This is a genomic window from Ancylomarina subtilis, assembly GCF_004217115.1.
GTDB lineage: Bacteria > Bacteroidota > Bacteroidia > Bacteroidales > Marinifilaceae > Ancylomarina > Ancylomarina subtilis.
The window spans coordinates 2,017,978-2,037,609 of sequence record NZ_SHKN01000001.1 but is presented as its reverse complement, the minus strand read 5'-3'; the positions used below and the strand labels follow the sequence as shown (position 1 = coordinate 2,037,609).

The window sequence follows — 19,632 nt, the reverse complement described above, 5'->3', positions numbered from 1 at the left end:
ATTGTTTTTTTTGATAAAATAATGGGTATTTATAATTGCAAATGGTTGTATCAAGGGGGAATTGGTTTCTGTCTTATCTGCCTTTTAATTGCCATATTAGGCCAAAATAATAGATCCGTTTTTCGTAGTAATTAAATTCTGAAGATGAATAATCCGTATTGTATTGTTTGGTATTCTGGTTCTTCTTGTTGAGTAAATTTGTGATTGACGCAAAGGCTATGAGTGATACTTTCCCCAGTTGTAAAATGCGGCTCGTATTGACACTCAGATTATTGTAGCTTGCGTAACGTTTGTTATTAATATCTTCGCTGAGTACAGGTTGCCATGTATCAGTTGCTGGATTATGCAAGACTTCCTTTAATGGAGTGTAGCGCAGGCCGGGTCTGGCAATCCAGGTGGCACTTAGATTTAATAATCCGGGGTGGTTAAAACTCAGAGATATTTTTGTGAAATAATCAAGACTCTGACTGCCAGGATACCATTGGTTTGCATTCTGAATATCTTGTTTTAGCAGCGTGTTTGATAATGAGAAATTCAGGTAAGGCCCAAAGAAGTGATTCGTGCTAAATTCCAGACCAGCTATCCTGACATCTTTAAAATTGTGGTAGTTTTCATCTTTCCAATCCCCATGTTCTTTTTTACAGTAAAGAGCCAAATGGTAATTGCTGCGTTCAAGCTTATAGTCGTAATCGATAGCCACTTGATAGCTTCGGTTTAGGGCATAATCTCGCTGATAGTAATTTGGTGTATTGTAATTGTGGTATTGTCCGCCACTCAGTAAAAAAGATTGATCTTTATTCAAATTGTATCGCATGGAAATTTGTCCGCTCCAATAGAAATTTTGTTTGCTGGTGGGAAGGTTGATTCGTGCAGCTGTACTTAAACTGAAATTCGATGCTAGTTCGTAATTCCAATAGATATAGCCTTCAGTGTTGTGATTGTTCAGGTTTGTTTTTTGATAATAGTTGGGTGCTTCGGTTTTTACATTATAATAGTTAAGTGGGATACTGTCATGAAATCTATCGTATTTGTATTCTTCACTAAGACCAAACTGAAATTTATGTCTGTTTTTTGTTGACCATTTATAATTGGCAGAAATATAAATTGTTTTGTTTAGTCCCCTTGAAAATAGATTAGCAAAATGATATTTGTTTTTTGCTGCATCCAATCCTAAATTGAGGCTTAATAAGCCATTGTTTGTTGTGTAATGTAAATTCGTTATGGAGATTAATCTAAGATTATCAGCGATAGATTTACCCTGATAACCATACATATAATCCAAAACATTAAATTGCTCATCAATAAGGTAATTGAATGAATTCAGACATAAATTGTCATGTAGTTTCAGTCTCAAATTCAGACCTGCATCCTTACTTTTAAAATCTTTCAATAAATCTAAACTGTGCTTGTTAACATTCAGAAAAGCATCGTCGAATTGCCAATTACCATACAGTTGAATAAGAGATTCTTTTTTCAGTTTTTTTGATATGAAAAATCCCAGACTTGCAAGTGATGTGGATATTTGAGATGAATTTTGATCAAGTTTTTGTACCGTTTCTATCTCAACCAATCCGGCACTGGTATTGCCATAGTTTAGTGGCGGGTTACTGGCATATACGTATTGTTTGTGTATAATTTCAGTGTTAAACAAACTAAAATTACCCATCCCATTGATCTGACTGTTGCGTACAGGTTTTAAGATGGGTACACCATTTAAGATTACTCGACTCTTATCCGAACTGCTTCCTCTTAAGGCAGGGTTAGCCATTTCATCAGTGTTTGTTGATGAGGGCAAAAATGTGATGGCCTTTAGCGGGTCTCCACTGGCTACAGGACTAAGATACACATCTATTTTTTCCATCCTTATTACAGAGAATTTTTGAGAAATAGGATCTTTTGCAGTAACATTAATGGTTTTGAGTTGACGATTTTCTTCTTTTAATTGAATGACGATTTTTTCCTGTTGTTTGATTTCATTCCAGGTAATAACCTGGGTTTTAAAACCAATAAAAGAGACTAGAAGTTGTTTGGGATTTTGTTGTGTGGGCAAGAGGATGCTAAATTTACCGTCAAAATCGGTAACAACACCCAGTTGAGGGTGCTGTTTCCAATAGACATTGGCTGCGAAGACAGGTTTTTGGTTTTGATCTATCACTATTCCCGTAAGCTGTTTTTGTCCCCAAAGACTTGCGCTTGTAAATAAGAAAATAAGAAGCCAGGTTAGTCTCATTATCTATTCTTTTATTTTTGAAGCTAGCTCTTGAATAAGAAAACTGGTTGGGTATTTTTTTAGCCCTTCCTGATAGTATTTGTGTGCAAGATTCCATTTTTCCTTTCGTATATACCAGCGTATTAACAATTCATAGGCATCCATTTTTCCCCATGACGGCAGAAAGGGATTTGTTATTTTTTGTTCGGGCATATCTATGGCTTTGAGCAGCATTTTTTCGACAGATTTTCCACCACCAAACATCTCCGGGGTATAAAAGTCGTTGCTGCCTAAAACAAAGTAGGCTCTCATATTCAGCGAATCGATTTGTATTGCAGTTTCGCAATTTCTTTTTAGTTTTTTTGATATAAAGGGAATAATAATGCCTGGTTTAAATTGGCAGGAGAAGCTTTGTTCATAGGCTAAAAGGGAGTAGTCTTCAGAATTCTTATTTTCCAGATTTTCAATGAGCTCAATAGCCTTATTGATGGATTTTTCCGAGGCTTTTTTATTCTTTAGCTGCAGGTAACAAATCGATAAATAATAACTTGCATAGGATTGCCAATACGTGATGATTGGGTTTGAATTTTTGGCATCAAGTTTATTCAGTTTTTGTTCTAAAAGGAGTAAGTGCTCTGCTTGTTTTGTTTTTAAAGCAAGCAGAAAGGTTTGATCGATTTTGCCTTGAATCCCATTCAGAAAGTTCGTCGAATCAGGTTTATTTTTTTGTACAGTAATCAGTCGACTGTTTGTGTTAATAAGTGCTTTACAGGGGGTAGATAGGTTGAAGCACGCGAGAAATAAAATAAATATAAGGTGTTTCATAGTTTTGTTATTTAATTGTTTAGGACATTTTAAGGAGTAAAACAATAACAACCATCCACAGACTAAAGTGCAGATACCAAAGCGCACTGAAATGATAGGCATCTAATTCTGTTTTATATATGGATTCAAAGTCGTTAAAACCTGCTTTTTTGAAGCTTTTTCGGTTGGTTACAATGGCGATAATAATATCTGAATGGAATGGATTCATTTCTACAATTAGTTGAATGATCAAACCATAATAGAGACTTTTGATACCCCAGTAATCATTGATTTGTACAATTGAAAAAATGAGCCAGGTGAGCGCCATGCCTGCGAATAGATAGGAGTATTTTTGCACTATGGAACGAGGCCAAGTGACTGATACATAAAAGTGAGGGTAGGGTTTTAAACTGGCTCCTATTTTTTGTATCGGTATAGCCATTGTTTTGGCTGCAATAATATGTCCTCCTTCATGAATCAACATGAATAATAGAAAAAAGAGTAGACTGTGTAGTATAATCATCATCTAACGAATTTGATTCGACGAAATAATACTGAGAACAAAACAATGGGGATAATTAGCCATAATAGGATAATGAACCCACTTGATTCATCTCTAAGGACGTGTAGAATTGGGTTAAGTGGAAGCGCATCACCAATTGCTCCGACGATACTGTTGAATTGACCAACCGGGTAGAAGGAATTACTGGTGAATAAAATACCAAAAAAAACAAAGTTGATGAGTCCTTTCTCAGATCCGTATTTAATTCCAGAGAAGGATATGGTCAGCCCTAAAAAAGCAAATAGGAATAAGCCAATAACAATACCAGCTATGAGGTTTATAATTTGCTCGGGTGATGGGGTGAAATTAAACATCAGTTTTGAAACAAGTGTGAGTAATCCCAAGACTACGAGTAAGGAAATAATTCGGCTTATTATTAATCCGATGAAATAGGTTAAAATATTCATGGGTAATTTTCTCAGATATTTTATTAATCCCGAGGCATAATATTCTCTAACGACAGGCCCTATAGCGAACAAACCATCGCTGGCTATTGTCATTCCTAAAACACCGGTGAAAAGTGAGACGACATAGTCATGCTGATTGAGTCCCCAGATATTTCCAAATACGATAAAAAGGAAGATGGGGAAGGCCAGTGAGAAGAATACGGCTTGCTTAATGCGTAGATAATTAATCAAGTGAAAATAGATTGAATGACATAAAATTTTAAACATGTGATTCTGCTTTTAAATGAAACAAATAAACGTCGGTTAAATCTACATCCTGAATGGAGAAATTGCTTGTGTACTGGGCGATAACGCGGAATAGTGAAGAGCCAGGTTGTGAAAAACAAACGATATTTCCATCGTGTTTATAGTATGTCTCTTTAGTTAAAAGGCGCTCGACTTCCTGTGTTGAGGTAAAGATTAACTTTTTTTGTGCGGGTAAATTTTTGATAGCTTCTGCCGGTTTGAGAGGTTTTGCAATGAGTTTTCCATTTCCAAGAAATGCCACCTTGTCTGCACGCTTTTCGGCATCAGCCCAATTATGAGTTGTGAAAAAAATGGTTCGGCCGTCTCTCTTTAAAACGTTCCATATTCGGTTTGTTATAGTCGGATCCACATTGGCAAAGGGCTCGTCCAGAATAAGTAAGTCTGGATTGTGCATGACTGCCAATAATATTGAGACTCTTTTCTTCTCACCTAAAGAGAGGGTTCTGATGAATGATTTTTCTATGGGTTTGATCTCAAAATCTTCAAAAAAGTGTTGAGCTATTGTAGCATACTTTAGTTTGTGAACGGTACAGTAATATTTGATAATTTCTTCAACCCGGAGCAAAGTAATTAGAGGTAAGTGATCGTATAAAATGCCCACGTTTTTGTAGTTACATTTTTCTTTCCCAAACAGTTTTACTTCTCCACTGTCAGGTTTTAAATCCTGAAGGATGATATCTATCAAGCTTGATTTTCCACTTCCATTTTTGCCTATTAGAGCAAATACCTCATTCTGTTTTACTTCAAAACTTAAATCGTTGAGAATTTGTTTACCCTTTACGGAATAGGAAATGTTCGTTATAAGGATTTTGTTCATAGAATTGTAAGTTTATATTGGGATTAGCTTTTTTATAGACGATTAAAAATAATTGTAGAGTAGTCAGTATGATAGCCATTGTATTTAGTCTTTCTTACTACCAACAACAAGGAGGTTGTTTACGCTTTCAAAAACACCATCAATTCCCAGAAATTCATTTACCTTATCGTCGTTGTACCCCCCTAGCATACAACTGCCCAGGTTGAGAGATTCGGCTAAAAGACTCATCATCATGCTTACAAAACCAGATTCCTGTAGCATGAAACGATAAGCGCGATCGCCATATTTAATCATTTGTCTTTCGAGGATGCCCGTCGTGATAAATAAGGCCGAAGAACTTCTCATATTTACGTATGGCTCAGCCTGGATGATCTTGATTAATTCATCCATGAATTCCCCTTCTTTTATTTTTTCGAGACACATGGAGTCGGATCTAAAATGATACAAACCTGAGGGGATATGGGCTTTGAATATGACGATATAAAGCTCCAGAGGAAACAAGCCTCCTCCTGAAGGAACATTACGAAGACCAATATGCCCATCGACTCCAAAGCCTTCCATCTTCTGTCGGAGGTTTACCCCATATGAATATTGAAGTAAGACATAGAGTTCATTTAAGGAAATTGTTGAATCTGCCTTATAATCCCTTATGCTTCTGCGTTTTTTGATTGTTTCAAAAAGGTCGCCTTTGTGTGGTATTTGTTCATAAACTGACAGATCGATTTGTTCGGTGCCTGGATATGTTTTAAAGGGTTGACTGCTTCGTTCTGCCACGTAGGGGTTACTGAAAGCACTTATACGTTCACCTTGCTTTCGCATGGAATGTGTAGTAAATTTTGAATTCTCATGGAAGAGTAAGGCTAAGGATTCGTCTATGTTTTTTTTACCATAGAGGGTGCCATCCTTATCGTCATACTTATCTTTTATGTTGGTTAATTTCACGCTTGGTTTCTTTATTTATGGGGTATGAATTTTATTCTTAGGTTCTATTCTATTAAGGGAAAGGGTGAGGATATTTATTTAAATTATCGTAGTCATGTGCTGTAAAGCCCATTTTTTCAGGGACAGAATACAGTCGTTTCCCTCCATTGTAATACAACGGGTATGCTCCCGATAATGGAATCAGTTGAGGTACAAATACCTTGATGCTGTAAAAACCGATTTGTCTGATATCCGGAGTTGTGAGATCTTTAAACAGAACGTTGTAATTTTTTTCTTTGAGCAGACCAACAATATGTCTGATTGTTTCCTGATCAGATAGCACTTGTGGTTCATGAAGATCAATTACTTTACTTGGTTCTGTGTCTTTCCATTTGTCAAAAATATGCCACAAATCCTGTCGTTTTACATAGAAAATTGAATGCTCTTCGAAATCCATGAGTTTTGAATAGTCATCATCCGGGTTCCAATCTTTTCTTTCACCCAAAAGGAATCTGAAATAAGGTATGGTTTGTCCGATTTCCTGAATGACCTTTTTTAGAGATGCGCCGTAGCTGATACGAGTTGAAGAGCCAAATGCTATAAATTTGCCATACTCAGTTTCTCCAATACAAAAACCCAGTATGGTTGGCACTTTTATATCGTAGGTTACATCAAAAAAATGCCATTCGAAATGCGGAGGATAATATGCATCCAGGTAATTCTGAATTTCACGTGTGATTTTAATTTTTTTTGGGATTAGTTTCTGCATCCAGGTAATCACAAAACTATCGCGTTCGATGACCTCGTACAGACCATTTAGTATGGCTTTATAATAGTTGGAATGTGCTGCCAGACCGGTAGACGTATTTATAGATACCCAATTTTCGTCACGGGTGAATGGCATATAAATAAATTGCCCGGGAACGTAACATGTTTCTCCATTGGTTAAATCTTTCATGGGAAACCAGGTTAGTGGGATGTCCTCGGTAAATGGCTGTACGTTTAATCTTGGGTCTTCGTATTGTTTTTCATGGAATAGAGCAAATTCATCCGGATGAATTGCTTTTTTATCCAAATTACGGTAAGTTGATTTTATGCCTTCTTCAATATTATGAAAGGCAGGGGCATATCGTTCCACTGTTTCACCTATGGTTCCTAATATGGCATCGTCCCAAACATAGCCACAGCCACTGCTTCTTCCTCCAAATTTTTCTCCTCCAAGATATTTGGTGTCAGCAGGCCAAATACCATAGCTTATCATTTTTGGGTCACCATTTAGTCGGGGCATTTTAACGATATGGTATAAGAGGCCCAGTTCGTTTGATATGGTTTTCAAACCATTCACTAAAGTACTTTCAGACATAAGGTTTCTATTTTAAAGTGATGGCTTCAAGCCATGGAGAAGGATTGTATTCCAGTTCAGGCTTACAAATTTCACAGAAAGGTTTTTTTAAAAGGCTGTGTTGAGTCATCTGATAATTCATAATATCAAATGATAACACGGTACGCCAAGTCAGGGGTAAGCTCCACGATTCATAAAATTTTGCAACTTCCAGAAAAACGAGATTACTAATCAGACCATATATAATTTCGAGACTTGGAAACAAATCTGGCTTAGATGCAATTTTGCGTTCATGTAGGTAACCTTCATAGGCTGTTAGCATTTCAGGATATTCGTGATTGCTTTTCAAACGACTAATGAGACAATTGTAACAACCTGTCTCTTTCCCATAAAAAAGAGGACCTATTTTTAAAGATATTTCTTCTAATCCACCGACGTATAACCAGGGCTTCTCATTTTTAAGAGCGATTTTATTTATCAGTTCTAAATGAAAGGGACTCCATTGATTGGCGTCAACAATTATAAAATCAACACTGTGAATCAGCTTCTCAATATCTTCAGTATTTTTTAATTCGCTGTAATTTTTCTTTTCTATTTTGCTAAAGTGAATTGAGTTGGCGCGCTTTGACAGTATTTCAAACAATGGTCCCTCGCCGATTATTCCAATATCAATTTTTTCAAGGGCATTATAGCTGCTATTGGTCGTTTGTTCATTATTGTTTTTTCCAACCAGTTCCATTGAAGTTGGTATAGGTAAAAAACCATAATCATTTAAGGTGTTTAGAACTTCTGTAACTTTGGGATCTGTATTTTTTTCAAATAATCCCCTTATTTGTTTTAAGCTGATAGAGGGGTTTCCCTGAATAGACTTAACTATTTTTAAGAAGATTGCCTCTTTCTCTATATCATCAAATTCCAAGGCATAAGCATTGGATTTTGTTCTTAACTGAAAGCAATTGTTTGCTTCATCTTTAAAAACATCAAACTTATCTATCATGAATTTTATATTGGGTCAAGGCTGGTTTGTTATAAATAGTTGTGATGGTAAAAATCACTTATACAAAAGCCTTAGGTCTTTTTAAAGAAATGGGTTAATTGGTAGAGTGGAATTTCTCAGGAACAATTTTGTTCCTGAGAAATAAAATTGGTGAGTATTACTATGATGTAGTAACACTAACGCAACAGCTACAACAACAACTACAGCAGCATCCTGCAGCAGCAAGCATATTCGTACCCATTGATTTCTTTGATAGTTTTGTAATTTTCATAACAAAAGGTTTTGAAGTTAATAATAATTGATTTTGAGAATAGATTAACTTGCAAGTAAAGCATCTCCGTGGCAAATATATGTTAGTACAAGGTCAAAAAATGACCTTTCGTCAAAATCAATCTTCAGAGATAATTTTATACGATCGTCTGTAATTACAAAACTTAATATTAACACCTAGTATTCTAAGACATCGAATCATTCTTTTAACAGTACTTTCTGAAACATTCAGTTTTTCAGCTAATTCTTTACAGGATCCTGTGGCTCCTCTCTTTGCAAGACTCTTGATGTATTGAAGCTTCTCTGAATAGGTAACATAGTCCATATAAATTAAAATTTTATTGTTGAGTTTGATTATTAAAACATGTTGTGTTTTAGTTTCTTTTATGCCTTATTGTATTGATGCTTGACTGGCAGGTTAGGATTTTTTTATTGTAGACTTTCTGTGGGAGAATCATTTTTGTGCGTAGATTCTTTATGCCCGAATCAGGTAACTAAATAATTTTAAGTTATAAGTGATTGTATGAAAGTTTCTGACATCAATGCATAACATAGATGTACGCGAGTACATGCAATCACGATTGATGATTCAGCTGATTTACTTAATGGCTAGATTGTCTCAGAAGAAATGGAAAGCTGTCTTGTTTTAATAAGGTGTTATCAAATAAAAACAATTTAGTTTGTTGCCGATTCTGAGCGTTTTCTTTTGTTTTCAATTGTGGAAACACTTATGGGGTAGTTGTTTCCTGTATTGATTCGTTCTGTTTCTTAAAAAGAAACACGTCGTACTCGCTTAACCCTTAATTCTCTTTTTTGTTAAAAAGTAACCCGGGTTTATTGATTTTTTTTTCTTGTTGAAAATTAAAATGTTGATTGTTAGTGTTTTATCTTGAGTCGATATGTCAGTTTTTTATGAGGGGCTTCTGGTCGTGATATATAGGAGCATGTTGACTCTTTGAATGATTCAAAAATATTGACTTCGGAAATATCTGATGCAATTGATGTTGTCTGAGAGTTGACACTGGTGATATTACGAGAGAGATATTTTGTGGGCACTTAATTTAAGAATGTGTTCTTCAAAGGATCGTATTCACTTTTATATGCTGAATGTTATTTTTAAAGAGGTGTAAATGTTTTTTATTATGGGGTATTAGGAATTAAAATTTGTATATATGATTGGGTTGATTGAATTTATCGAGTGGTTGACAGATTTATGGAGAGCCCTAAGTTGGGTTTCTATTTTAAAATTTTGTTAAAATTGGGAAAAAGGGGCGTTTTGTTAAGAATTGACCTAAGTTTCATTTCAGTTGATAAAGATGAAAAATCTATAAAAACAATTAGCTAACTTTGTACGCTGATTTAAAGGGTTTTTTGTGAAAATAACTAGGGTCGCCTATTGTTATTTGAAAATAATTAATACCTTTGCAACCAATTTGTTAAAATATATTTAATCACAAAGTAATTGTTAATATGCCTACAATTCAACAGTTAGTTAGAAAAGGACGCACCAAACTTGTAGAGAAAAGTAAGGCTCCAGCCTTGGATTCTTGTCCTCAGAGAAGAGGAGTTTGTGTTCGTGTTTACACTACTACACCTAAGAAGCCTAACTCAGCTATGCGTAAGGTAGCTCGTGTTAGATTGACAAACGGAAAAGAAGTGAATGCTTACATTCCAGGAGAAGGACATAATTTGCAAGAGCACTCGATCGTATTGATTCGTGGTGGTCGTGTAAAAGACCTTCCAGGGGTAAGATATCACCTTGTTCGTGGTGCACTAGATGCTTCAGGAGTAGAAGGTCGTATGCAGCGTCGTTCTAAGTATGGTACTAAGAGACCAAAAGCTAAAAAGTAATTAATTCTAGTTTTCAAAACTGTGGGTTAATGTTTATGTGTTGTTCTCTATTAAGTTGAGTAAATGATCGTGAGATTTTTGAAGACTGAAAAAGGCAGCTACAACGGATAACTCGTAAACTAAGAAAAGAATGAGAAAATCAAGACCAAAAAAGAGAATCTTGTTACCAGATCCAAAATTTAATGATGTGTTGGTAACACGATTTGTAAATGACTTAATGGTTGACGGGAAGAAAAATCTATCATTTAAGATTTTTTATGCGGCGTTAGAAATCGTTAAGGAAAAAACTGAAAAAACTGGAAAGTCTCCAATTGAGGTTTGGAAAAAATCTTTGGAGAATATTACACCTGCAGTAGAGGTTAAGTCTCGTCGTGTTGGTGGTGCTACTTTCCAAGTACCTATGGAAATTCGTCCAGAAAGAAAAGTTGCTATCTCTATTAAGAACATGATTCTTTTTGCTCGTAAGAGATCAGGTAAGTCTATGGCCGATAAGTTGGCAGCTGAAATTATTGCTGGATTCAACGAAGAGGGTGGAGCTTATAAGAAGAAGGAAGATACGCATAGAATGGCTGAAGCTAACCGTGCTTTTGCGCATTTTAGATTTTAATCATCGCAAGTTATAAGATCATGGCAAAAAGAGATTTAAAATATACCAGAAATGTTGGTATCATGGCTCACATCGATGCTGGTAAAACTACAACTACAGAACGTATTTTGTATTATACTGGTGTTTCTCACAAAATTGGTGAGGTGCATGATGGAGCTGCTACCATGGACTGGATGGAGCAAGAGCAAGAGCGTGGTATTACCATTACTTCTGCGGCTACAACTTGTTATTGGAACTACAATAATGAGAAATTCCAGATCAACATTATTGATACCCCGGGTCACGTTGACTTTACCGTAGAGGTAGAGCGTTCATTACGTGTTCTTGATGGTGCTGTAGCATGTTTTTGTGCTGTAGGTGGTGTTGAGGCTCAGTCTGAGACAGTTTGGAGACAAGCTAATAAATATAAAGTTCCTCGTATGGGTTTTGTGAACAAGATGGACCGTTCTGGTGCTGACTTTTTCAAAGCTGTACGTGAGGTTAAGGAAAAGCTTGGTGCTAATCCTGTACCTATTCAGATTCCAATCGGAACAGAAGAAAAGTTTTGTGGTGTAGTTGATTTGATTACAATGCAAGCTTGTATCTGGTTCGAGGATGAGAATGGAACAAACTATAGAATGGAAGAAATTCCAGCTGATCTAGTAGAAGAGGCTAACGAGTGGAGAGCTAATCTTGTAGAGGCAGTAGCTGAGCAGGATGAAGAGTTGATGGAGCGTTTCTTCGAAGATCCAGATTCTATTACTGAAGATGAGATGTATGCGGTTATCCGTAAGGCTACTATTAGCATGGAGATTGTTCCAATGTTATGTGGTTCTGCATTTAAGAATAAAGGTGTTCAAAGACTATTGGATGCTATGATTGCTTACTTGCCACATCCATTAGATATTGATGCTATTGAAGGTACTATACCAGGAACAGATGAGGTTGAGTCAAGACAACCATCTGTTGATGAGCCTTTAGCAGCTCTTGCATTTAAAATTGCTACTGACCCATTCGTAGGTCGTTTGGCATTTACTCGTGTATATTCAGGTTCTATTGATGCCGGTTCATATGTTTATAACGTAAGAACAGGTAACAAAGAGCGTATTTCTCGTTTATACCAAATGCATTCAAACAAGCAAAATGCTATCGACCGTGTTGAGGCTGGTGATATTTGTGCTTGTGTAGGTTTTAAAGATATTCGTACTGGTGATACCCTTTGTCAAAAAGAAACACCAATCGAATTAGAATCTATGGATTTCCCAGATCCAGTAATTGGTATTGCTGTTGAGCCTTTGACTCAGAAAGATGTGGATAAAATGGGTATGGCTTTAGCTAAACTAGCTGAAGAGGATCCAACCTTCCAGGTTAAAACAGATGATGATTCAGGACAGACAGTAATCTCTGGTATGGGTGAACTTCATCTTGATATTATTATCGACCGTTTGAAGCGTGAATTCAAGGTTGAGTGTAATCAAGGTGCACCTCAGGTTGCATATAAGGAAGCTATTACTCGCGAAGTTGAGCACCGTCAGGTATTCAAGAAGCAGTCTGGTGGACGTGGTAAATTTGCTGATATCCAATTCCGTTTATCTCCAGTTGATGCAGATTTCGAAGGAGAAGGATTACAGTTTGTTGACCAAATCAAGGGTGGTAACATTCCTAAGGAATTTGTTCCATCTGTACAGAAAGGTTTCCAGGATGCAATGGCTAATGGTGTGTTAGCAGGTTATACTGTTGATACATTAAAAGTTGTATTGTTTGATGGATCTTTCCACCCAGTTGACTCGGATCAATTATCATTTGAATTGGCTGCTAAGCAAGGTTTCAAAGAAGCATGTGCTAAGGCAGGACCAATCCTTCTTGAGCCTATTATGAAAGTTGAAGTTGTTACTCCAGAAGAATATATGGGTGATATCATCGGTGACTTGAATAAGCGTCGTGGTCAGATTGAAGGTATGGAGTCTAAACATGGTGCGCGAGTTGTGAACGCTAAAGTACCTTTGGCAGAACAATTCGGTTATGTAACTGTATTGAGAACTCTTTCTTCTGGTCGTGCAAACTCTTCTATGGAATTCTCACATTTCGAAGATGTGCCTAAAGGAATTGCTAAAGAGGTTGTAGAAGCCGCTAAGGGTAAAGTAGAATTATTGTAATTAATATCGTAATAGATTTAATAATATGAGCCAGAAAATTAGAATTAAACTGAAATCTTACGATCACAATTTAGTTGACAAGTCAGCTGATAAGATTGTAAAAACAGTTAAGGCTACAGGTGCAGTTGTAAGTGGACCAGTTCCACTTCCTACTCACAAAAGAATATTTACTGTTCTTCGTTCAACTTTCGTGAACAAGAAATCAAGAGAACAATTTCAGCTTTCTTCATTTAAGCGTTTAATTGATATTTACAGTTCTTCTGCAAGTACAATTGATGCTTTGATGAAACTTGAGTTGCCTAGTGGAGTTGAAGTTGAGATCAAAGTTTGATAGACAGTAATTGTTAGTTTTATATTAAAACAAAAAGAGAAATGCCAGGATTAATTGGAAAAAAAATCGGAATGACTTCCGTTTACAGTGCCGAGGGAAAATGTATTCCATGCACTGTCATTGAGGCAGGTCCATGTGTTGTAACACAAGTTAAGACTATTGAGTCTGACGGTTACGAAGCACTTCAGTTGGCTTTTGATGAAAAGAAAGAAAAGCGAACAACTAAGGCGCTAGATGGGCACTTTAAAAAGGCAAACACTACACCAAAGAAAAAACTTGTTGAATTTTCAGATTTTGAGAATGAATATAAGTTAGGTGATGCTATTACTGTTGATATTTTTGCAGAAACTCCATTTGTGGATGTTGCAGGGGTATCAAAGGGTAAAGGTTTCCAAGGTGTTGTAAAACGTCATGGTTTTGGCGGAGTAGGTGGCGCGACACACGGTCAACATAACCGTTTACGTGCGCCAGGTTCTATTGGTGCTGCATCTTACCCAGCAAGAGTATTTAAGGGCATGAGAATGGCCGGACGTACTGGTGGGGACACTGTGAAGGTTCAAAACCTTCAGGTTCTTAAGGTAATTCCTGAGAACAACTTATTATTAGTTAAAGGATCTCTTCCAGGGTCTAAAGGTTCATACGTAATTATTGAAAAGTAATGGAATTAACTATTTTAAACACAGCTGGAGAAGATACAGGAAGAAAAATTGAGTTGCAAGATTCAGTTTTCGGCATCGAACCAAATGAGCACGCTATTTACTTAGATGTAAAACAATTTTTGGCTAACCAACGTCAGGGAACTCACAAATCGAAAGAGAGAGCTGAGATTTCTGGTAGTACAGCTAAAATTAAAAAGCAAAAAGGTACTGGTACAGCTCGTGCGGGTAGTATTAAGTCTCCTTTGTTTCGTGGTGGAGGACGTTGTTTCGGACCACGTCCAAGAAACTACAGCTTTAAATTGAACAAAAAACTTAAGCAATTGGCACGTAAATCTGCACTAGCAGTTAAGGCGCAAAACAATGCTTTAGTGGTTGTAGAAGATTTCAATTTTGAAGCAGTAAAGACAAAATTGTTTGTTGATCTTCAAAATAATCTGAAAGTGGCTGATAAAAAAGTACTTTTGGTTTTAAACGAAGAGAATAAAAACATATATTTGTCGTCTCGTAATTTGAAGAATGTTGAAGTTGTGCGTGTTTCTGACTTAGCAACTTATGACATTATGAAAGCTTCAACTTTGTTATTCGTTGAGAGTTCGATTAAAGGGCTCGATGAAATGTTTAAACTAAACTAAGTTTAAAAAAATGGAAATTTTATTAAAGCCCCTCGTTACTGAGAAAATGACTGACCTAAGCGAAAAGCTAAATCGCGTAGGTTTTGTTGTTGATCGTAGAGCAACAAAGATCGATATTAAAAAAGCAGTTGAGAAAATGTACAACGTGAAAGTTGCGGCAGTGAATACCATGAATTATCAGGGTAAGAAAAAAAGCCGTTTTACTAAAGCTGGTGCAATTGAAGGAAGAACTGCTTCTTTTAAGAAAGCGATTATAACTTTAGTTGAAGGAGATAACATAGATTTTTATAGCAATATTTAATTAGAAAATGGCTGTACGTAAATTAAAACCTGTAACTCCTGGTCAAAGAAATAAGATCTTAAATACCTTTGAACAGGTAACTACAGACAAACCTGAGAAATCATTGTTAAGACCAATGAAAAAAACCGGTGGTAGAAATAACACCGGTAAAATGACAATGAGATATATAGGTGGTGGTCACAAAAGAAGATATCGAGTAATCGATTTCAAAAGAGACAAGGATACTATCCCTGCCAAAGTTGTTTCAATAGAGTACGATCCAAACCGTACTGCGCGCATTGCTTTGCTTGTGTATGCAGATGGTGAGAAACGTTACATTATTGCTCCTAACGGATTGGAAGTTGGACAAACTCTTGTTTCTGGTGGAAACGTTGCTCCAGAGATCGGAAATGCAATGCCATTATCAGATATCCCATTAGGTACAATAATTCATAATATTGAATTAAGACCCTCTCAAGGTGCTGTGATGGCTCGTAGTGCTGGTGCATATGCTCAACTCGTTTCACGAGATGGCAAATATGCAATGATCAAATTGCCTTCGGGAGAAGTTAGAATGATTCTTGTTACCTGTAAAGCTACAATCGGTACTGTTTCTAATAGCGATCACGCTCTAGAAAGAAGTGGTAAAGCTGGTCGTACTCGCTGGTTAGGTAGAAGACCTCGTGTTCGTGGTGTAGTGATGAATCCAGTTGATCACCCAATGGGTGGTGGTGAAGGTAAATCTTCAGGTGGACATCCACGCTCTAGAACAGGTGTCTTGGCAAAAGGTTTCAAAACCAGAGCTAAGAAGAATGCTTCTAATAAGTATATCGTTGAAAGAAGGAAAAAATAATTTGATTAACTAAGTTGTTATGAGTCGTTCATTAAAAAAAGGCCCTTTTATCGATTTCAAATTGGATAAAAGAGTAGTAGAGCAAAACGAGTCAGGTAAAAAATCTGTGATTAAAACCTGGTCACGTCGTTCTATGATCTCTCCAGATTTCGTAGGCCACACGATTGCCGTTCACAACGGAAATAAATTCATCCCAGTGTATGTTACCGAAAATATGGTAGGACACAAATTAGGGGAATTTGCACCAACTCGTACCTTTAGAGGTCACGCTGATAAGAAAAAACGTTAAGCGTGACGTTGGTTTTAATTAACATTTTGAATTCATAGAAATGGGAGCTAGAAAAAGAATAAAAGCAAACCAAATAAAGGAGCAGAATTTAAGCAAAGCATTTGCGAGCTTAAGGAATGTTCCTACTTCGCCCCGCAAAATGCGCCTTGTTGCCGATATGGTAAGAGGTATGGAGGTGAACCGAGCTTTAGATGTACTTCGTTTCAGTCCAAAAGAAGCATCAACTCGCGTAGAAAAACTATTGCTTTCAGCTATTGCTAACTGGCAAGCTAAAAATGAAGGGCAGAGACTTGAGGAAAGTGCACTTTACGTGAAAGAAATTTCAGTAGATTCAGCACGTATTCTTAAGCGTTTAAGACCTGCTCCTCAGGGGAGAGCACATAGAATTAAAAAGAGATCAAATCATGTAACTATATTACTTGGTAGCAAAACTGCCGAAAGTGATACAAAAGAATAGTTAGAATGGGACAAAAAGTAAATCCAATAGGGAATCGACTAGGAATCATCAGAGGATGGGATTCTAACTGGTTTGGTGGAAAAAACTACGGTGAGAAGCTTGTTGAGGATACAAAACTTCGTAAGTATCTAAATGCTCGTTTAGCAAAAGCAAGTATTTCTAAAATCATAATTGAAAGAACTCTAAAACTTATCACTATTACTATCAACACTGCACGTCCGGGTATTATTATCGGTAAAGGTGGACAGGAAGTAGATAAGCTAAAAGAGGAGTTAAAGAAGATTACTGACAAAGAAGTACAAATTAACATCTTTGAAATTAAGCGTCCTGAGTTGGATGCCGTAATCGTCGCTAATAACATTGCTCGTCAAATTGAAGGACGTATCGCCTACAGAAGAGCAACTAAGATGGCCATTGCTTCTACAATGAGAATGGGTGCTGAAGGAATTAAAATTCAAATCTCAGGCCGTTTAAATGGAGCAGAGATGGCACGTTCTGAAATGTATAAAGAAGGACGTACTCCTCTTCACACTTTAAGAGCCAATATTGATTACCATTTAGCTGAAGCTTTAACAACTTACGGTTTATTAGGTATCAAAGTTTGGATCTGTAAAGGTGAGATTTATGGAAAACCAGATTTAACTCCAAACGCAGGATTACGCGATGCTCGCGCTCCTAAAGGTGGAAAATCAGGTTTTAATAGAAGAAAAAAGAAGTAGTCTTTAAATTTTAATGTATTAGTACGATGTTACAACCAAAAAGGACTAAATTTAGGAGACAACAAAAGGGAAGAATGAAAGGTAACGCTCAACGCGGAACTGAATTAGCATTTGGATCTTTTGGAATCAAATCACTTGAGACAAAGTGGATTACTGGTCGCCAAATTGAAGCTGCTCGTGTTGCAGTAACCCGATATATGCAAAGACAAGGTCAACTGTGGATCAGAATTTTCCCAGATAAACCTATCACTAAGAAGCCTGCAGAGGTACGTATGGGTAAAGGTAAGGGTTCACCAGAAGGATTCGTTGCTCCTGTTTCACCAGGAAGAATGTTATTTGAGTGTGAAGGTGTACCTTTTGAAGTAGCTAAAGAGGCTTTACGTCTTGCTGCTCAAAAATTACCTGTTACTACAAAGTTTGTCGTAAGACGTGATTATGTTGAAAATTCAAATGATTAATCATGAAGAATTCAGAAATTAAAGAGTTAACAACACAGGAAATAGTAGAAAAGTTGGACGCTGAAAGAACAGCATTAACTCGATTCAACCTAAATCACGCTATTTCACCTTTGGAAAATCCTTTACAAATTAAGGAAACCAGACGTAATATTGCAAAATTAATGACGGAGTTACGTCAGAGGCAATTAACTGAAAAGTAAAAAAGTGATGGAAAGAAACCTTAGAAAAGAACGTATCGGGGTAGTGGTAAGCAACAAAATGGATAAAACCATCACAGTTGCTGTTCACACTAAAGAAAAACACCCTATTTACGGTAAGTTTGTGAACAAAACTAAAAAGTATACTGCTCACGACGAAGAGAACACCTGTAATGAAGGTGATACCGTAAAAATCATGGAAACCCGACCTTTAAGTAAAAATAAGACTTGGAGATTAGTTGAACTTATTGAAAGAGCTAAGTAATCATGATACAAACAGAAAGTAGACTATTAGTAGCTGATAACAGCGGAGCCAAAGAAGTTCTTTGTATCCGTGTGTTAGGCGGAACCAAAAAGCGCTATGCATCAATTGGCGATAAGATTGTGGTTACCGTTAAGAACTCAATCCCAGGTTCGGACATGAAAAAAGGAACAGTAACCAAAGCCGTTGTTGTTCGTGTAAAAAAAGAGATTAGAAGAAATGATGGGTCTTATATTCGCTTTGACGATAACGCTTGTGTGTTGTTGAATACAGCTGAAGAAATGAGAGGAACCCGTATTTTTGGACCTGTTGCAAGAGAACTACGTGAAACTAACATGAAGATCGTTTCTCTAGCACCAGAAGTATTATAATCTTGTAAACTTAGAACAATGCGAAAAAAGTTACATATTAAAAAGGGTGATACCGTAATTGTAAACGCAGGGGAATCTAGAGGCCAGGAAGGTAAAGTATTAGAAGTTCTTGTTGACAAACAACGCGCGATCGTTGAAGGTGTTAACATGATTTCTAAACACACTAAGCCTAACGCAGCTAACCCTCAAGGCGGTATTATTAAGCAAGAGGCTCCAATTCACATTTCAAATTTGAATGTGAAGGATCCTTCTACCGGGAAAGCTTCCCGTATTGGTAGAAAATTGAATGACAATAACAAATTAGTTAGATACGCTAAAAAGTCAGGGGAGGAGATTAAGTAATGAGTTATACACCATCTCTTAGAAAACAGTATACAGAGGAAGTTGTTCCAGCTTTAATGAAGGAATTCAACTACAAATCTGTAATGCAAGTTCCTAGATTAACGAAGATAGTACTTAATCAAGGTGTTGGACAAGCAATTGCTGACAAGAAAGTTCTTGAGTTCTCATTGAACGAATTAACTTCTATCACTGGACAGAAAGCAGTATCAACTCTATCGTCTAAAGATATTTCTAACTTTAAGTTACGTAAAGGTATGCCAATTGGTACTACTGTAACCTTACGTCGTGAGCGTATGTACGAATTTCTTGAGAAATTAATTCGTGTTGCTTTACCACGTATCCGTGACTTCAAAGGTATTAATAGTAAACTTGATGGACGTGGAAACTATACTTTAGGTATTGAAGAGCAAATCATTTTCCCTGAAATCATTCTTGATGAAGTGAATAAGATTATGGGTATGAATATTACCTTTGTTACTTCAGCAAATACCGACGAAGAAGCCTATGCTCTTTTGAAAGAATTTGGATTACCATTTAAAAACATTAAAAAGTAA

26 protein-coding genes are annotated in these 19,632 nt (G+C 36.6%); 17 read left to right on the top strand and 9 right to left on the bottom strand.

All coding sequences use genetic code 11. The annotated features are described in order from the left end of the window. Positions 1-73 precede the first annotated feature (73 nt). The 9 genes from EV201_RS08305 to EV201_RS08265 all read right to left on the bottom strand — a co-directional run bounded on the left by EV201_RS08305 (position 74) and on the right by EV201_RS08265 (position 8,960). A complete protein-coding gene (locus EV201_RS08305) occupies positions 74-2,230 on the bottom strand; it encodes a TonB-dependent receptor (RefSeq protein WP_130307124.1) in 2,157 nt (718 codons plus the stop codon). A 3-nt stretch (positions 2,231-2,233) separates the two neighbouring features. Next, positions 2,234-3,034: a tetratricopeptide repeat protein gene (locus EV201_RS08300; protein ID WP_130307123.1), complete on the bottom strand. Its 801-nt coding sequence runs from the start codon at positions 3,032-3,034 to the stop codon at positions 2,234-2,236. 19 nt (positions 3,035-3,053) lie between these two features. Beyond that, positions 3,054-3,539 (bottom strand): hypothetical protein, encoded by a 486-nt coding sequence (locus EV201_RS08295; RefSeq protein WP_130307122.1) that lies wholly within the window; start codon positions 3,537-3,539, stop codon positions 3,054-3,056. Continuing rightward, complete coding sequence (locus EV201_RS08290) at positions 3,536-4,249, bottom strand: ABC transporter permease (protein WP_130307121.1); 714 nt, start codon at positions 4,247-4,249, stop codon at positions 3,536-3,538. The genes EV201_RS08295 and EV201_RS08290 overlap by 4 nt, the downstream gene beginning before the upstream one ends. Then, a complete protein-coding gene (locus EV201_RS08285) occupies positions 4,242-5,105 on the bottom strand; it encodes an ABC transporter ATP-binding protein (RefSeq protein ID WP_130307120.1) in 864 nt (287 codons plus the stop codon). The genes EV201_RS08290 and EV201_RS08285 overlap by 8 nt, the downstream gene beginning before the upstream one ends. 84 nt (positions 5,106-5,189) lie before the next feature. Continuing rightward, positions 5,190-6,047, bottom strand: coding sequence for a SagB family peptide dehydrogenase (locus EV201_RS08280; RefSeq protein ID WP_130307119.1), 858 nt, complete (start codon positions 6,045-6,047; stop codon positions 5,190-5,192). A 52-nt stretch (positions 6,048-6,099) separates the two neighbouring features. After that, positions 6,100-7,389 carry a YcaO-like family protein gene (locus EV201_RS08275; protein WP_130307118.1) on the bottom strand — a complete coding sequence of 430 codons (1,290 nt, stop codon included), beginning with the start codon at positions 7,387-7,389 and terminating at the stop codon, positions 6,100-6,102. Positions 7,390-7,396: 7 nt separating this feature from the next. Beyond that, positions 7,397-8,365 carry a TOMM precursor leader peptide-binding protein gene (locus tag EV201_RS08270; RefSeq protein ID WP_130307117.1) on the bottom strand — a complete coding sequence of 323 codons (969 nt, stop codon included), beginning with the start codon at positions 8,363-8,365 and terminating at the stop codon, positions 7,397-7,399. A gap of 388 nt (positions 8,366-8,753) precedes the next feature. After that, positions 8,754-8,960, bottom strand: a complete 207-nt coding sequence (locus EV201_RS08265; RefSeq protein ID WP_129252873.1) for an HTH domain-containing protein — start codon at positions 8,958-8,960, stop codon at positions 8,754-8,756. A gap of 1,145 nt (positions 8,961-10,105) precedes the next feature. Here EV201_RS08265 and rpsL point away from each other — a divergent pair. From rpsL to rplE, 17 genes are all read left to right on the top strand, one after another. After that, entirely contained in the window at positions 10,106-10,486 is a 381-nt protein-coding gene (gene rpsL / locus EV201_RS08260) for a 30S ribosomal protein S12 (RefSeq protein ID WP_129252875.1), read from the top strand. 130 nt (positions 10,487-10,616) lie between these two features. Continuing rightward, positions 10,617-11,093: a 30S ribosomal protein S7 gene (gene rpsG, locus EV201_RS08255; RefSeq protein ID WP_130307116.1), complete on the top strand. Its 477-nt coding sequence runs from the start codon at positions 10,617-10,619 to the stop codon at positions 11,091-11,093. 20 nt (positions 11,094-11,113) lie between these two features. Then, positions 11,114-13,228 carry an elongation factor G gene (gene fusA, locus EV201_RS08250; RefSeq protein ID WP_130307115.1) on the top strand — a complete coding sequence of 705 codons (2,115 nt, stop codon included), beginning with the start codon at positions 11,114-11,116 and terminating at the stop codon, positions 13,226-13,228. A 25-nt stretch (positions 13,229-13,253) separates the two neighbouring features. Next, positions 13,254-13,559, top strand: a complete 306-nt coding sequence (rpsJ, locus tag EV201_RS08245) for a 30S ribosomal protein S10 (protein ID WP_129252881.1) — start codon at positions 13,254-13,256, stop codon at positions 13,557-13,559. Positions 13,560-13,600: 41 nt separating this feature from the next. Continuing rightward, entirely contained in the window at positions 13,601-14,218 is a 618-nt protein-coding gene (rplC, locus tag EV201_RS08240; RefSeq protein WP_130307114.1) for a 50S ribosomal protein L3, read from the top strand. Beyond that, on the top strand, positions 14,218-14,850 hold the full coding sequence (rplD, locus tag EV201_RS08235; protein WP_130307113.1) for a 50S ribosomal protein L4: 633 nt from the start codon (positions 14,218-14,220) through the stop codon (positions 14,848-14,850). The genes rplC and rplD overlap by 1 nt, the downstream gene beginning before the upstream one ends. Before the next feature lie 10 nt (positions 14,851-14,860). Continuing rightward, positions 14,861-15,151, top strand: coding sequence for a 50S ribosomal protein L23 (rplW, locus tag EV201_RS08230; protein WP_130307112.1), 291 nt, complete (start codon positions 14,861-14,863; stop codon positions 15,149-15,151). Positions 15,152-15,158: 7 nt separating this feature from the next. Continuing rightward, a complete protein-coding gene (gene rplB, locus EV201_RS08225) occupies positions 15,159-15,983 on the top strand; it encodes a 50S ribosomal protein L2 (RefSeq protein ID WP_130307111.1) in 825 nt (274 codons plus the stop codon). A 19-nt stretch (positions 15,984-16,002) separates the two neighbouring features. Further along, on the top strand, positions 16,003-16,272 hold the full coding sequence (gene rpsS / locus EV201_RS08220; protein WP_130307110.1) for a 30S ribosomal protein S19: 270 nt from the start codon (positions 16,003-16,005) through the stop codon (positions 16,270-16,272). Between the two features lie 40 nt (positions 16,273-16,312). After that, the gene (gene rplV, locus EV201_RS08215) at positions 16,313-16,729 is read left to right on the top strand and encodes a 50S ribosomal protein L22 (protein WP_130307109.1); all 417 of its coding nucleotides are present in this window, start codon (positions 16,313-16,315) and stop codon (positions 16,727-16,729) included. A gap of 5 nt (positions 16,730-16,734) precedes the next feature. Beyond that, a complete protein-coding gene (rpsC, locus tag EV201_RS08210; RefSeq protein ID WP_130307108.1) occupies positions 16,735-17,448 on the top strand; it encodes a 30S ribosomal protein S3 in 714 nt (237 codons plus the stop codon). A gap of 26 nt (positions 17,449-17,474) precedes the next feature. After that, a complete protein-coding gene (gene rplP / locus EV201_RS08205; protein WP_130307107.1) occupies positions 17,475-17,906 on the top strand; it encodes a 50S ribosomal protein L16 in 432 nt (143 codons plus the stop codon). Positions 17,907-17,908: 2 nt separating this feature from the next. Continuing rightward, positions 17,909-18,106, top strand: coding sequence for a 50S ribosomal protein L29 (rpmC, locus tag EV201_RS08200; protein ID WP_130307106.1), 198 nt, complete (start codon positions 17,909-17,911; stop codon positions 18,104-18,106). 7 nt (positions 18,107-18,113) lie between these two features. Beyond that, entirely contained in the window at positions 18,114-18,368 is a 255-nt protein-coding gene (rpsQ, locus tag EV201_RS08195) for a 30S ribosomal protein S17 (protein WP_129252900.1), read from the top strand. Positions 18,369-18,370: 2 nt separating this feature from the next. Beyond that, the gene (gene rplN, locus EV201_RS08190; RefSeq protein ID WP_130307105.1) at positions 18,371-18,736 is read left to right on the top strand and encodes a 50S ribosomal protein L14; all 366 of its coding nucleotides are present in this window, start codon (positions 18,371-18,373) and stop codon (positions 18,734-18,736) included. Between the two features lie 18 nt (positions 18,737-18,754). Further along, positions 18,755-19,078: a 50S ribosomal protein L24 gene (gene rplX / locus EV201_RS08185; protein WP_129252904.1), complete on the top strand. Its 324-nt coding sequence runs from the start codon at positions 18,755-18,757 to the stop codon at positions 19,076-19,078. Then, a complete protein-coding gene (gene rplE / locus EV201_RS08180; protein ID WP_129252906.1) occupies positions 19,078-19,632 on the top strand; it encodes a 50S ribosomal protein L5 in 555 nt (184 codons plus the stop codon). The genes rplX and rplE overlap by 1 nt, the downstream gene beginning before the upstream one ends.